This window comes from Cucumibacter marinus DSM 18995, assembly GCF_000429865.1.
Taxonomy (GTDB): domain Bacteria; phylum Pseudomonadota; class Alphaproteobacteria; order Rhizobiales; family Devosiaceae; genus Cucumibacter; species Cucumibacter marinus.
This window is the reverse complement of record NZ_AUCR01000002.1, coordinates 360758-374867: the sequence shown is the minus strand read 5'-3', so window position 1 is coordinate 374867 and position 14110 is coordinate 360758. Positions and strand designations below refer to the sequence as shown.

The following is a 14110-nucleotide window of genomic DNA, read 5'->3' as shown; positions in this document are numbered from 1 at the left end:
GCAATCGGGGGAAAGGCGAACCCATGCCGCATGCGAATAATCAGGAAAGCTTTGTCGTCGAGGCCCCGGAATTTCTGCCCGGTCCGCCAGCCAGGATCGCTTTTTCCTTTCGCCTTGCCGGTCACCGTTTCACCGAGACCCTGAGCATTGCGGACAGCGTCTCGCTGCCCGCGGCAAGCAACGCCTTCAATCGCGTAATGGACCTCACTGCCGCCGTGCTCGGAGTCAGCTATTTCAAGCTAAAGGCTCCCGAGCATATCGACCTTTCGGCACTGGATCTGCCGCATTCGGTCGAACCCTTCCTCCTGGACGTCTATGAGAACGGGCTGGGCGAATTCTATGCCCGCAACAATCTCAACCGGTTCGGCCGCATTCGCATCACCGGCCTGACGCGCGACACAACACCGATTGAACCGCCCTCTCTTGCCCGGCGTCATTTGTTGCTGATCGGCGGTGGAAAGGATTCGTTGGCATCCGCCGGAATCCTTGAACGCGCTGGCGCCACGTACACGCCGTTTGCGGTCAACCCCAAGGGCCCGATTCTCGGCTCATTCGACCGGCTGATGGGCACGCCCTTGTCGGTCCGCCGCATGCTCGACTCTCAGATGCTGCGCCTGCGCACAGAGCCGGGTTTCTATGACGGTCACGTCCCATCGACGGCCATCAACACCATGATCGCCGCGCTGATGGCGCTGTGCACGGGCCACGACCGGGTCGTTCTTTCCAATGAGCGCTCAGCCTCCGAAGGCAATGTCGAGCATGACGGGCGGGTCGCCAATCACCAGCATTCCAAGAGCCTCGCGTTCGAAAACCTGATCCGCCAAACCTTGGCCGACGCCACCGGCGGCGCGCTCGAAGCATTCTCTCTGCTGCGCCCCTTTTCCGAGGCGCGGATCGCTGCCCTGTTCGCCCGCGACACCCGGTTCGACACCGTCTTCTCCAGCTGCAACCGCAATTTCACGATCGCGCCTCATGACGGACCCCTTTGGTGCGGCGAATGTCCCAAATGCCAGTTTGTCGGCCTCGTCCTTGCCACCGCGATGCCGCCAGAACGGCTTATTGGCATCATGGCCACCAATGTGCTCGATCGCCCGGACCTGACGGAGGCCTTCCGCCAACTCAGTGGCCTCAGTGGCCACAAGCCCTGGGAGTGCGTCGGCGAGATCCGCGAGGCCGGGGCCTGCCTTTGGCGCCTATCCACTGACGCCAACTGGAAAGACGCTCACACCGTCAGTACGTTAAGACCCGAGCTTGAATCATTTTATGGTGCCGATACCCTGACCAGCGAATGGCAGGATCTGATGGCGCCCGCCGCCGACCACAACATTCCGTCCGACTTGATCAAGGATCTCAGAGATCATGCTGCCTGATGGCCCCTTCCTGCTCTACGGCGCTGGCCGCGAGGCCCGATCGACACGGCGCTTCCTCAAGGAAATGCGGCCTGAAGCTACGGTCGACGTCTGCGTGGACAATGGTAGCGCCGAGATAGAGGACGCCCGGCAGGTCGAAATCAACTCGCTCCCGGCCGCCTATCGAGATGATGCTTATGCCATGGTCGTCCGCTCGCCTGGGGTTTCGCTTTACAAGGATGAGATCACGGCTGCCAAGGACGCTGGCATCCCCGTGACCACAAATCTCAATCTGTGGGCCGAGTTCCGCAAAGCCGGTGCCCTGACCATCGCCATCACCGGCACGAAGGGCAAATCGACCACCGCCAGCCTCACCCATCTGATGCTCGACAAGTCGGGCATTGATGCAGGGCTGGGCGGCAATATCGGCGTGCCGCCGCTCGAACTCGGCGACCATGATGTGATTGTGTTGGAGCTTTCATCCTTTCAATGCGCGGACATTGCGTTCACGCCGGATATTATTGGTATCACAAGCCTTTACCCCGAACATCTCGACTGGCACAAAACCGAACTGGCCTATTACCGGGACAAGCTCAATCTCATCCCCGAAGACGGCGACTATCGTTTCGCGGCCGGACCACAGGCGGCGCTTCACCCGCAAATAGCAGCTCGCCACATCCCGATTGGCGCACAGCTTCCAGCCCTCGAACCGGTCTTTGAAGACGAGATTTTCGATGCCATCCACGCCTCGAAACTGGTCGGCCAGCACAATCTCGAAAACGCCATGCTGGCAGCCCGGCTTGCCCGCGCGGCGGGAGCGACGGATGAAGGCATTCTCGAAGGCATTGCGGCCTTCGAGCCCCTGCCTCACCGGCTCGAACAGCATGACATCGGTGGCAAGAAGGTCGTCAACGATTCCATCGCCACCACGGCGCATGCATCCGTCGCCGCGCTTGATGCCTTCGCGGCAGACCGAGTCGCGCTTATTATCGGTGGCTTCGACCGTGGTCAGGATTATTCGCTGCTGATCGATCGAATTGCCGCCAATGCCCCGGCCCTCATCATCGCCCTGCCCGACACTGGGGCAAGGATTGCCGGCCAGATCGAGCGTGCGGCCCCCCAGGCCACATTGCTGACCGCACCGGATATCGATGAGGCCCTGGCCATGCTGGCGATCCGCACCGAGTATTTCGACACCGTGCTGCTGTCGCCAGGCGCGCCTTCCTTCAATCAGTTCGCCAACTATGAGGAGCGAGGCCGCGCCTTCCTCGACGCGGCGCGCCGTCACCTCGGCTAGGAGCTCCCCCGCCCGATGCACTATCTGTTTTTGCTGATCGCCATCGTCGCCGAAGTCATTGGCACGTCGGCGCTCAAGGCGGCCGAAGGCTTCACGCAGCCCTGGCCCAGCCTGCTCGTGGTCGTGAGCTACGCGGCTGCGTTCTATTTCCTGTCCCTGACGCTTTCCACGATCCCCGTCGGCGTGGCCTATGCGGTCTGGTCAGGCCTTGGCATCACCCTCATCGCGCTGGTGGGGTGGGTGGTCTATCGCCAGCCACTCGATCCGGCCGGAATGCTGGGGATCGGCCTCATACTGGCCGGCGTGCTTGTGTTGCAATTGTTCTCAAGAGCCGGCACTCACTGACCCGACTGGCGTGCCGCTGCGCTCTCCCTGCCACAAGAGGCGGGCTGGCAATCCGGCCCGGACCAACCCCTTTTCGGCAGCCTCAAGGACTGATCTGTCCTTGATGTAGCCACTCATGGCCGTCAACGCGCCCAGTTTGATCACGGCGTCGTCGGCGATCAGCAGCTGCAGGCATTCGGCCGCCATCTCGTCTCTTCCAAGCAGGGCAGCCGAGGCGGTGATAATGATCGACGCTACCAGCTTGCTGGAATAGCGCGCCATCATGGCAGCCTCCATGGCCTCCTCGTAGCGGCCATGCGCGAAACGCTCCGTCGCCTCGGCCAGATAGAGCCAATCCGGGGGTGCATTCGAAAACCGCCGTGCTTCATCGGCAAGCAGGGCACTGTCTTCGTACCGCCCTGCCATTGCCAACGTCTGGGCCAGTGAAGCCGTGGCCACGGCATTGGCCGGATTCAGCGATCGGGCATGGTTGAATGCCACGATTGAGCTCTCGGTTGCCCCGCCGAGCGCCAGCACCGCGGCAAGCTGTTCATGATGGAAGCTTTGATCGGGATCCGCGCGGATCGCGTCGCGCGCTTCGTCCACTTGCACGGCAAGGGTCATCAGACCAACTTCTCCCGTCGGTCGCTCGTGCACCATCCGCCACGCATCCATGAATGCGCCCGCGGATTTCGCGAAGGCATCAAGCGGCAATTGCGCATTCGCCACCTGATCGAGGCACGTTCTTGCGCTGGTTTCTGTTTCAATGGTGAGCTGAATTCGGAACCGGTCAAAGGCATCGAGGCAACGCACGGCTGTCCCGTAGCTGTCCTGCGCCCCAGCGGCCCGCAAACGCAACGGCCCGTTTGCGCCGCCCACTTGCGCCGCAATCTCGCGTCCGACTGCGCTCGATGCCCCACTTCTCTCGGCCAAAGTATCCGGCATGGCAAAAAAGCCCGACCAGATGATGGAACGCGTCGGTGCCTCCATCACAAAGGCAGTCACCCCGACCGGCGTGCCGTCCTGATATTTGACCAGGCCCCCGAGACGAAGACCGACGGCCTGCGCGGACCGCCCGCTAGCCCTGATTGAAACCTCATAAATGCCGAACCGGCTCAACAGGCTGGCCAGTTCAAGCCGCAACACCTCGTTGAAACCCACGCCGCTGCGATCACCCGAAATCGTGAACGGATCAACAGCCACATGCAGCTTCTGCCCCGGACCACTGGCACTGGGCTGGACCGTGTTCATGGACCAGGCCCAGTACCCGGCGACCGCCATCAACACGACCACGACAATTGCCGCCGCCATTTTTGGCCACTTATGACGCAAATGCCGACGAACCGCGTGGTCACGGCTGTCAGTGCGACGCGCCGCATCTCTTGCACGCAGCATCTCCGGTTGCCCCACCGGCTCTGCCGTCATGCCTGCGGTGCGCGGCTCGGTAATCGGATCCCGGCGCGAGAATGCCGGGGTGTACCCGCCCACAGGAATAGTGATCACGATGTCGCTGGGGCAATCAGCAGCCGCGTAATAGCGGTCCAACATGTCCCTGAGCCGACGCGCCTGCACCCGCACGATGGGGTCGGATTGAGGGTCGAAACTCTCTGGACGGCCGAATACATCGACCGCAATGGAGTACGCCTTGATTGACGCATCATCCCCCGAGAGAGATTTCTCCACCACATAGCGAAGGAAATTGCTGAGCTGTGGAGAACGCGCGAAATCTTCGGACTGCAATAGGTCGGAAAGCGCTGCTCTGACCGCACAAGGCGTGATCAGGGCGGGTCCCGGGCCATCCATAAGTGTCTCTTTTTCTTACGATACTTTGGGCGCCCTGTATTTCTACCTATCCATTTAACATGTTACGCGCGCGAAGGCTAACGCCGTGATTACACGTTAAACCATCGCCCTTGATGCCAGGCGATGGTTCAATAGGTGGGAAGATTACCGTTGATGCCAGGCATCAGCCAAACGAGTCCTGCCCGTTCTATGAACCACAGAAGCGCTCAGCGCCCGCATGTCGTTCTTCTCGACAGCGACCCGAATGTGGAGCATCTCCTGCGCCGCGCACTGACGGACTGTGGTATCTCGGCACCGGTCACCGCGCACCACGATAGCGCTGACGCACTCGTCACAATTCAGTCACAATTGAATGGCGGAAGACACGCGCCCGCGGTGCTCGTCATCGTGGACTTGAAAACGACAAGCAGCGCGACACGCGATTTCCTCGCCGACCTTGCCGAACTACCCTTCCGCCATCATATCGTTGTGGCGGCTTTCATCAGGGATGACAGTTCAGGCGTAGGCGGCGAGTTGTTGCGGGAGGCGGGTGCCGACGCTGTGTTCTGCCGACAGGCCGATTATGCCGGATATGTGCGTGAGATTGACGCAGTCTGGCGGTTGTGGGTGCAAAAGACCGGGCGAAACGACATGTAGAGCCCTTGGTCGATTTGACCGCACACGAGATTCGTCCAGCGATGGACGTATGGAAACGGGTATGACCTCTGCGTCCTCGGTCATGCCCGGGGGGAGGGACGAACCAGGCTGACCCAGTCAGCGCATGGCATTCCCTTCGTCCCTCCCTACCCAACCACGCATCGCTGCATGGTACATTCCCAGTCGGTTTCGGGACGAAATTGGCGTCCGCCGCAACTTTGCGGCTCCTCCCGAACGCGACTAACGCGTTGCGTCTACTACAAAATAAATAAAATTGCGATTGTTTTCTCGCAGCATACAAATTGTCGCACGAAGTCAACTGCGGCGTCTTTGGCCCAATTGGGCTTAACCCGCCTGTTTCGATTTCGTCGCCGCACCTTCGAGCTTGCGCAGCAGCCACAGCACGATCAGGGCCATCCCCGCCGCCACCGCCGCAATCAACAAATACCCGGTGGCGCAGGCGAGTCCGATAGCACCGGACAGCCACATCCCGGCGCCGGTTGTGAGGCCGTGCACGGAACCATCGCGTCTGATGATCGACCCTGCACCCAGGAACGCCACCCCTGCCGTGACGGCCTCGATTGCACGGATCGGATCGGCAGGCAGCCCGTCACCGTTCTGCCGGACAAAATGATAGAGCTCGAGCGAGATCGTGGTGAACAGCGCGGCTGCGAGGGCGACCAGCATATGTGTGCGCAGCCCTGCCGCCCGATTATGAGCCTCGCGCTCTAGTCCGATCACTGCCCCGAGTCCGGCGGCGGCCAACAGACGAACGACGATGACCGGCTCAGGAATCGTTGTGCTCTGCGCAGAAATCTCGAATATCCAGTCCATCTAAGCCATGCTCTCCCGTTCTCCCCGGTACCCGGCAAACGCTGTTGCCTGGAACTGGTTCCTCTCTGCTACGTTAGGGACACGTGATCTCCACACTCACCTCGGCAAGCAGAAACGATGGCGCAATCAGCAAATAACCCCTCCGGCACCCGTGAGGGGGAGTTGCCTGCGCCTCCGGCTCTGGGCCATGACAGCGCCCTGTTTCTGGATTTCGACGGCACTCTGGTCGACATCGCAGACGCGCCAGATGAGATTGACGTCTCGCCCGGCCTGCCCGGCATCCTCGCCGACCTCGCGATCCATCTCGATGGCGCGCTGGCCATCATTTCCGGGCGCACAATTGCCGAGCTCGACCGTTATCTGACGCCGCATACGCTACCGATTGCCGGCGTTCACGGTGCGGAGTGGCGCCTGCCGGATGGCACCTATGCGCCAGTTTCCCAGGACATTCAGCAACAGGCCGACGCCATTGCACAGGCGCTTGAACCACTGGCCAGGACGAGAGGTCTTATTGTCGAAGCAAAGCCCGGCGCTGTGGCCCTGCACTATCGACAGGCACCCGACAGCCGCGAGGATTGCGAACGCGCCATGCTTGAGGCCCTCGAGGATCTGACCGGCTGGACCATGTTGCACGGCAAGATGGTGATCGAGGCCCGGCGCCGCGACGTATCCAAGGCGGGTGCGATCACTCGGCTGATGGACCATCGCCCTTTTTCCGGTCGGACACCGGTGTTTATCGGCGACGACAGGACCGATGAGGACGGCTTTCGCGCGGTCAATGCAGCCGACGGCATCTCAATCAAGGTCGGCGCAGGCTCCACCATCGCGCGACATCGCCTTGCCGGAGTGAGCAAGGTCCGCCGTTACCTCGCCGCCGCCACCGAAAGCCTTTCAGTCGATTGGAGTCTTCAATGACGCGCCAGATCATCATCTCCAACCGGACACCGGGCACCTCGACGGCCGCGGGCGGGCTGGCTGTCGCCCTGCGCAAGGTACTGACCGAGCGGGACGGATTCTGGTTTGGCTGGACCGGCGAATTTGCCGAGGATCCGTCCGATGAGGCGCAGTTTCGCGATGTTGGTGGCATTACTGTCGGCGGCATTGACCTGTCCCGGGATGAGCACCACGCCTATTACGAGGGGTTCTCCAATTCGGTGCTCTGGCCCGCCTTCCACCACCGGCTCGACCTCACCGATATGCGGCCCGAATTCTATGAGGGATATCGCGCCGTCAACAAGCGCCTGGCAGCTGCCCTCGCCCCGCATATCCAGCCCGATGACCTCATCTGGGTGCATGACTATCATTTGATCCCGCTGGCCGAGGCGTTGCGCAAACACGGCATCAACAACCGCATCGGCTTTTTCCTGCACATCCCGTTCCCGGAAATCGAAACCCTGAACGCGATCCCTCACCATGAAGACCTGATGCGGGCATTCAATGCCTTTGACGTGGTGGGTTTGCAGGCGGAGCGTGATGTGGCGACTTACAACGATTACGCCCTCAACGCCCGTCTCGGCGATCTGGCCCCTTCCGCCGGCAATGGCAGGCATGCCCCGACCGTGATGGCCTTCCCCATCGGCACAGCCCCCTCGGGCTTCGCTGCGCTTCTTGAGACTGAACAGGCCCAACGGACCCGCGAGCTCGTCGCCCGGGCCATGGCCGACCGCAATCTCATCATCGGCGTCGACCGGCTCGACTATTCCAAGGGATTGCCCCAGCGCTTCGAGGCCTATGAACAATTGCTCGCCGCCCATCGCGACCTGCACCGCGAAGTGCACTTTCTGCAGATCGCACCGCCATCGCGCGACACCATTCCCGAATACCAGGAGATCAGCGAACGGCTCGATCTTGTGGCCGGCCGCGTCATGGGGCGCTTTGCGGAACCCGACTGGACTCCGCTCAACTACGTCAAACGGGCCTACCCGCAAGCCGCGCTTGCAGGCCTCTACAACCTCGCAGGCGTCGCCTTGGTCACGCCGCTGCGTGACGGCATGAACCTTGTCGCGCATGAATATGTGGCCTGTCAGGACGAGGCCGACCCCGGTGTGCTGGTGCTCTCACGCTTCGCTGGCGCGGCCGAAATCTTCGAGGACGCGCTGCTCGTTAATCCGCACGACACTCAGGAGACGGCCGATGCTCTGTACACAGCGCTACGCATGCCTCTGGCCGAGCGGCAAAGCCGCTGGCGGCACCTCAAGGCAGTGATCGAAGACTACGCCGTCGACCACTGGGCACAGCGCTTTCTCACTGCGCTAGCCAACGACACATCGACCTCGAGCTAGCCGAACCCGCACTCCCTCTTATTGCGAGGCAGCGTCCGAATGCGATGCACCGTCCGACGGGCGCCCGCGCATCCAGTCAGCTGCCTTTTCCTTGAGCTTGCGGAACTTGCCCGACATCTCGCTCAGCCGCTGATCCCATTCGGGATTGGGGGTCTGTCCCTCAATCGCCGGGAAATAGACCTGCATCATGCAGGTGATGGCAAACGGTTCGATGAGCGCCGCCTTGACACTCCATGCGCCAAGCAGAGCGATGATGATACCGAAGGCCCCCCAGCCGTTTGGAAACAACAACGCGAGCGCGCCGGCAGGGGCAAGGAACACGATGAACACGAGAAGCGACAGCCCATAAACGAAGAGCGTCAACCACGCGGCGTTCTTGAGCATCACCTTGTAGTTCTGCCCATAAAGGATCAGCGCATCTTGCGCGGACTGCCAGGGATTCTCCGATCGGGTCCGGATGCCGTAGGCGAGAATGACCTCGTCGATGAACCCCACCGCGATATTGAGGAATGCGCGCAGCAACCCGACCATGTTTTGAAGGCCGGGAATGGGAAGAATCGAGACGATTCCTCGTGCCAGCCCGGTAACCGCCCGCAATACGCCTTTGACGATCTGGTCGATGGCGAATAGCACGCTGGCTTCGGCGAATCGGGCCTTCACTTCGGCCTGCGCCAGCTCGATCTGCTCACGACCTTGCTTGACCTGTTGCCCGTCCAGCAGCGCGACCAGCACCGCAATGTGCCCGGCCTTGACCATGTAGAGGAGGTATTCGCGGATGAGAAAGACGACGCCAGCCGTGATCCCGAATCCGATCAGCCCACCCCAGAAGGTAGAGGCTCCCTGAAAGTCCGGTCCGCCGACAATGCCCACGCCCCAACCGATCCCTGCACCGACACCGGTGACAATGATGAAGGCCAGCGTGATGCCGAAATAAATGACCAGCCGCAAAATAATGAACGGCATGGTCTGCAGCATCAGGCCCATCGCCTGCCCTGCCTTGAAGTCCCACATGGCGCCCTCTCCAATTCCTGAGACAATTCAGCAGCAGAGTGGCACAGTCCGGCTCGGGGAGAAACCGGTAACCGGTGGAATCTACATATTCGGATAGGTTGGCCCGGATCCGCCCTGCGGCACTGTCCAGGTAATGTTCTGGCTCGGATCCTTGATATCGCAGGCCTTGCAGTGCACGCAATTCTGGCCGTTGATCTGGAACCGCGGCTTACCATCCTCACCCTCGATCACTTCATAGACCCCGGCCGGGCAATAGCGCTGCGCCGGCTCGTCATACTCAGGCAGGTTCACCGCAATCGGGATCAAAGGATCGGTAAGCTTCAAATGGGTCGGCTCGTCCTCGTCGTGATTGGTGCCCGAAAACGCGACATTGGTGGAGCGGTCGAAGGACAGGACGCCATCGGGTTTCGGATAATCGATTTTCTTGTAGTCCGCCGCCTTACCGGTCGACTGCGCATCGTTCTTGAGGTGATGCAGCGTGCCGAACGGATTGAATTTGAACAGGTTCGCGCACCACATATCAAAACCGGCCAGCGCCACGCCCGCAATCTCGCCGAAACGCGACCACAGCGGCTTCACATTGCGCACCGGCTTGAGGTCACGCCCGACCGGTCCGTCCGCCAGTTTCTGCGCATACACCGCAAGCTCGTCGCCGGAGCGCCCAGCCTTGATCGCTTCGGTAACCGCTTCCGCCGCAGCCATGCCCGAATGCATGGCGTTATGATTGCCCTTGATACGCGGCACATTGACGAGCCCCGCCGAACACCCGATCAGCGCTCCGCCGGGAAAGATCACCTTGGGCAAGGCCTGCCAGCCTCCCTGCGCAATGGTGCGCGCACCATAGGCCACGCGCTCTCCGCCTTCGAGCACCTTGGCGATCTCCGGATGGTGTTTGTAGCGCTGCATCTCCTGATAAGGAGAGACATAGGGGTTCTTGTAGTCGAGATGGACCACAAGCCCGACATAAACTTCATTGTTTTCAGCGTGGTAGAGGAATCCGCCACCGCCGGCATCGCCGGTATTGAGCGGCCAGCCCATGGTGTGCACCACCCGGCCCGGATGATGGTTCTCCGGCTTCACGCGCCAGATTTCCTTGATCCCCAGCCCGAATTTCTGCGGATCGGAATCCGCGGCCAGGCCGAAATTGGCGATGAGCTGCTTGGCCAGCGAGCCGCGCGCACCCTCCCCGATCAGCACATATTTGCCGATGAGATTGATGCCCGGTTCGTAGTTCGGGCCGGGCGTACCATCCTTCGAAAGACCAAACTCTCCGGCAACCACACCCTTGAGACCGCCATCTTCGCCCATCACAAGCGCCGAGGCTGCCATGCCCGGAAAGATCTCGACGCCCAGCGCTTCCGCCTGTTCTGCGAGCCAGCGGCAGACATTGCCCATCGAGACGATGTAGGCGCCATGATTGGACATCAGTGGCGGCATCAGGAAGGTGGGGAGCCCCATCTTGCCCTTCTCGGAGAGCACGAGGAACTTGTCCTCCTTCACCTCGGTGGTGATGGGCGCACCTTTTTCACGCCAGTCCGGGATCAGCGCATCGAGCCCTGACGGATCAAGCACCGCGCCCGACAGGATATGCGCGCCAACCTCGGCGCCCTTCTCGAGCACACAGACCGACAGATCATCGCCGCCAAGCTGCTTGAGCCGGATCGCCGCGGAGAGACCCGCGGGCCCCGCCCCAACGATCACCACGTCATAATCCATGGATTCGCGTTCAGGCGTGTCCATACGGCCCTCCCCGGCTCGAATAGATTTATTTAGTCGTCGAGCGCTTCGATGAGCGCAGGCACAGCCTCGAACAGATCGGCGACAAGCCCGTAATCAGCGACCTTGAAGATCGGCGCTTCTTCGTCCTTGTCGATGGCCACGATCACCTTGGACCCGGTCATGCCGGCCAGGTGCTGGATGGCTCCCGAAATCCCGACCGCGATATATAGGTCCGGCGCGACGATCTTGCCGGTCTGCCCCACCTGCCAGTCATTGGGGGCATAGCCGGCATCAACCGCAGCGCGCGAGGCGCCAATGGCAGCACCCAGCTTGTCGGCAAGCTGTTCGACGAGTTTGAAATTGTCGGCCGAGCCCAGGGCCCTGCCACCGGACACCACGATCCGCGCCGAAGTCAGCTCCGGGCGCTCGGACTGGGCGAAGCGGTCATCGAGCCACTCCGACAAACCACCGGCTGCGGTTGCGCCATGGCTTTCAATACCAACGGCTGCCTGTTCCCCAGCCGCCTCGAAGGCGGTGGTGCGCACGGTAACGACCTTCTTGGCGTCGCTGGATTTCACGGTCTGGATGGCGTTGCCCGCATAGATCGGGCGCACAAAGGTATCCGCACTCTCGACCCCGATGATGTCGGCCACGATCATCACGTCGAGCAGTGCAGCGACACGCGGACCGACATTCTTGCCGGTCGTCGATGCGGCCAGAACGATGTGGTCGTAGTCGCCAGCAAGCCCGACGATCAGATCGCCCAGCGGTTCGGCCAAGGCGTGATCATAACCGGCATCCTCTGCCGTCAGGACCTTCTCGACACCCGCAATGGCCGCTGCTTCACCTGCCACATCACCTGCACCCGTACCGGAAATCAAAACATGCACCGGACCGCCCATCTGCGTCGCGGCCGTGACCGTCTTGGCAACGGCTTCGGAGAGCACTTTGCCGTCATGCTCGGCAAAAACAAGAACCGCCATCTCAGAGCACTCCCGCTTCGTTCTTCAACTTGTCCGCCAGTTCCGCTGGCGAGCCGACGATCACGCCAGCCTTGCGTGCGGGCGGCTCGTTGACGGAGACCACCGACAGACGCGGCGTGACATCGACGCCGAAATCGCTCGCCGACTTGACCTCGAGCGGCTTCTTCTTGGCCTTCATGATGTTCGGCAGCGACGCATAGCGCGGTTCGTTGAGCCGGAGATCGGTGGTGATCACCGCGGGCAGCTTGACCGAGACGATCTGCAAACCGCCATCGACCTCTCGGGTGACTTCCGCCTTGCCATCTTCGACCTTGAGCGTGTTGGCAAAGGTGCCCTGGGACCAGCCCAACAGAGCCGCCAGCATCTGACCGGTACCGTTGACGTCATTGTCGATCGCCTGCTTGCCGCAGATGACGAGTCCGGCGTCTTCTGCTTCGACGACCGCCTTGAGGAGCTTGGCGACCGCAAGCGGCTCGATATCGGTTTCCACATCGTCCGTCGCCTCGATCAGGATCGCCTTGTCGGCGCCCATTGCCAGCGCGGTGCGCAGTGTGTCCTCGGCCTTTTTCACCCCGACGGACACCGCGATGACCTCATCGGCCTTCCCGGCTTCCTTGAGCCGCACGGCCTCCTCGACGGCAATTTCGTCGAACGGGTTCATCGACATTTTCACATTGGCGAATTCCACGCCCGTCTGATCCGGCTTCACACGGACCCGAACGTTGAAATCAATGACCCTTTTCACAGGTACGACGATTTTCATGCCTAGCTCCCTAGATTTGGCTCCGCCTAGCACGGCTCGACGGCTTTGGCAAAAGCCTCGAACGCATCAGGGCAACCGTTCCAATCGCTGCGCCAGAAGCGCAAAAAACCCTGTCGCATCCACGCTGTCGAGGAAATGAACGTTCGCGGGCTTGTCCATGATTCCCCAGTAATCCGCGACCGTCATCCCGCGCGTGAGTTCAGAACCGGTCTCGATCTCGACATTGATATCGCGGCCACCGAACAGTTCCGGCTTGAGCAGCCAGGCGATGACACAGGGGTCATGCAGCGGCCCACCGTCCCAGCCATATTTCTCCCGGTCGAAGCGCTCGAAGAAGTCCAGCATCTCGACGGTGGCGGTCGCAGCGCGTTTGCCGATCGCACGGATTTGTTCGAGGTGATCCTTGGTGGTCAACACCTTGTGGGTCACATCGAGCGTGGCGAGCGTGATGGGCACGCCCGACCGCATGACGAGATCGGCGGCCTCGGGGTCGACATAGATATTGAACTCGGCTGCAGGTGTCGTGTTGCCGACCTCGAAATAGGCCCCGCCCATCATCACGATCCGCTCGACGCGCTCAACGATGTCGGGCGCTTTCACAAACGCCATGCCGATGTTGGTCAGCGGCCCGAGCGTGCACAGCGTCACAGTGTTCGCGGGGTTGCTCCGCAAGGCCTCGATGATGAAATCGACGCCATGCTGCTCCTCGGCCTTCATCTGCGGCGCCGGAAGGTCCGGACCGTCAAGGCCGGTATCGCCATGCACATATTTCGCCGTGATCAGCGGCTGGCGCATAGGCCGCGCGCACCCGGCGTAGACCGGCACGTCGGTCCTCCCGCTCAGCTCGACGGTTTGCAGGGCATTCCGGGTAGTCTGGTTCAGCTCGACATTGCCGGCGACCGTAACGATGCCAAGAACGTCCAGCTCTTCAGGCGAAGCCAGAGCAAGCAGGATGGCCACGGCGTCGTCCTGGCCGGGATCGGTATCGATGATAATCTTGCGAGACATGGTTCTTTCGTTGCCAAGTTAGGTTTGGACATACGCCGATCCCGGGGCGGAAACCACCACAAGCCCGACGCTATTTTGATCTTTTTGCCCTCAACCACCAC

The 14110-nt window shown here is 61.4% G+C and carries 13 protein-coding genes; 6 read left to right on the top strand and 7 right to left on the bottom strand.

Features of this window, described 5'->3' with window-relative positions:
• The first annotated feature begins 23 nt into the window (after positions 1–23).
• Genes G489_RS19120 through G489_RS0104940 form a run of 3 tightly spaced genes read left to right on the top strand, consistent with a single transcriptional unit; the run spans position 24 to position 2991 of the window.
• Complete coding sequence (locus tag G489_RS19120; RefSeq protein WP_051332316.1) at positions 24–1370, top strand: hypothetical protein; 1347 nt, start codon at positions 24–26, stop codon at positions 1368–1370.
• The gene (gene murD / locus G489_RS0104945) at positions 1360–2646 is read left to right on the top strand and encodes a UDP-N-acetylmuramoyl-L-alanine--D-glutamate ligase (RefSeq protein ID WP_029040604.1); all 1287 of its coding nucleotides are present in this window, start codon (positions 1360–1362) and stop codon (positions 2644–2646) included. The genes G489_RS19120 and murD overlap by 11 nt, the downstream gene beginning before the upstream one ends.
• A gap of 15 nt (positions 2647–2661) precedes the next feature.
• Positions 2662–2991 (top strand): DMT family transporter, encoded by a 330-nt coding sequence (locus G489_RS0104940; RefSeq protein ID WP_029040603.1) that lies wholly within the window; start codon positions 2662–2664, stop codon positions 2989–2991.
• On the opposite strand, the gene G489_RS19115 is transcribed toward G489_RS0104940, so the two are convergent.
• Positions 2971–4773 carry a hypothetical protein gene (locus tag G489_RS19115; protein ID WP_035871488.1) on the bottom strand — a complete coding sequence of 601 codons (1803 nt, stop codon included), beginning with the start codon at positions 4771–4773 and terminating at the stop codon, positions 2971–2973. The genes G489_RS0104940 and G489_RS19115 overlap by 21 nt on opposite strands.
• Before the next feature lie 189 nt (positions 4774–4962).
• Here G489_RS19115 and G489_RS0104930 point away from each other — a divergent pair, with 189 nt between their 5' ends.
• Positions 4963–5409 (top strand): hypothetical protein, encoded by a 447-nt coding sequence (locus G489_RS0104930; protein ID WP_035871487.1) that lies wholly within the window; start codon positions 4963–4965, stop codon positions 5407–5409.
• A gap of 345 nt (positions 5410–5754) precedes the next feature.
• Here G489_RS0104930 and G489_RS19110 read toward each other — a convergent pair whose 3' ends face one another.
• Positions 5755–6243, bottom strand: a complete 489-nt coding sequence (locus G489_RS19110; protein WP_051332315.1) for an MgtC/SapB family protein — start codon at positions 6241–6243, stop codon at positions 5755–5757.
• A gap of 117 nt (positions 6244–6360) precedes the next feature.
• Here G489_RS19110 and otsB point away from each other — a divergent pair, with 117 nt between their 5' ends.
• Both otsB and G489_RS0104915 read left to right on the top strand, forming a co-directional pair.
• Positions 6361–7158, top strand: a complete 798-nt coding sequence (otsB, locus tag G489_RS19105; protein ID WP_081691405.1) for a trehalose-phosphatase — start codon at positions 6361–6363, stop codon at positions 7156–7158.
• The gene (locus G489_RS0104915; protein ID WP_035871483.1) at positions 7155–8525 is read left to right on the top strand and encodes an alpha,alpha-trehalose-phosphate synthase (UDP-forming); all 1371 of its coding nucleotides are present in this window, start codon (positions 7155–7157) and stop codon (positions 8523–8525) included. Before otsB ends, G489_RS0104915 begins: the two co-directional genes overlap by 4 nt.
• An 18-nt stretch (positions 8526–8543) precedes the next feature.
• On the opposite strand, the gene G489_RS0104910 is transcribed toward G489_RS0104915, so the two are convergent.
• The 5 genes from G489_RS0104910 to G489_RS0104890 form a co-directional block, all read right to left on the bottom strand.
• Positions 8544–9536, bottom strand: coding sequence for a hypothetical protein (locus tag G489_RS0104910; RefSeq protein WP_029040599.1), 993 nt, complete (start codon positions 9534–9536; stop codon positions 8544–8546).
• An 81-nt stretch (positions 9537–9617) separates the two neighbouring features.
• The gene (locus G489_RS0104905; protein WP_029040598.1) at positions 9618–11276 is read right to left on the bottom strand and encodes an electron transfer flavoprotein-ubiquinone oxidoreductase; all 1659 of its coding nucleotides are present in this window, start codon (positions 11274–11276) and stop codon (positions 9618–9620) included.
• Positions 11277–11305: 29 nt separating this feature from the next.
• Positions 11306–12238, bottom strand: coding sequence for an electron transfer flavoprotein subunit alpha/FixB family protein (locus tag G489_RS0104900; RefSeq protein ID WP_029040597.1), 933 nt, complete (start codon positions 12236–12238; stop codon positions 11306–11308).
• 1 nt (position 12239) lies between these two features.
• The gene (locus tag G489_RS0104895; protein WP_029040596.1) at positions 12240–13001 is read right to left on the bottom strand and encodes an electron transfer flavoprotein subunit beta/FixA family protein; all 762 of its coding nucleotides are present in this window, start codon (positions 12999–13001) and stop codon (positions 12240–12242) included.
• Between the two features lie 66 nt (positions 13002–13067).
• Complete coding sequence (locus G489_RS0104890) at positions 13068–14009, bottom strand: nucleoside hydrolase (protein WP_029040595.1); 942 nt, start codon at positions 14007–14009, stop codon at positions 13068–13070.
• Between the last annotated feature and the right edge of the window lie 101 nt (positions 14010–14110).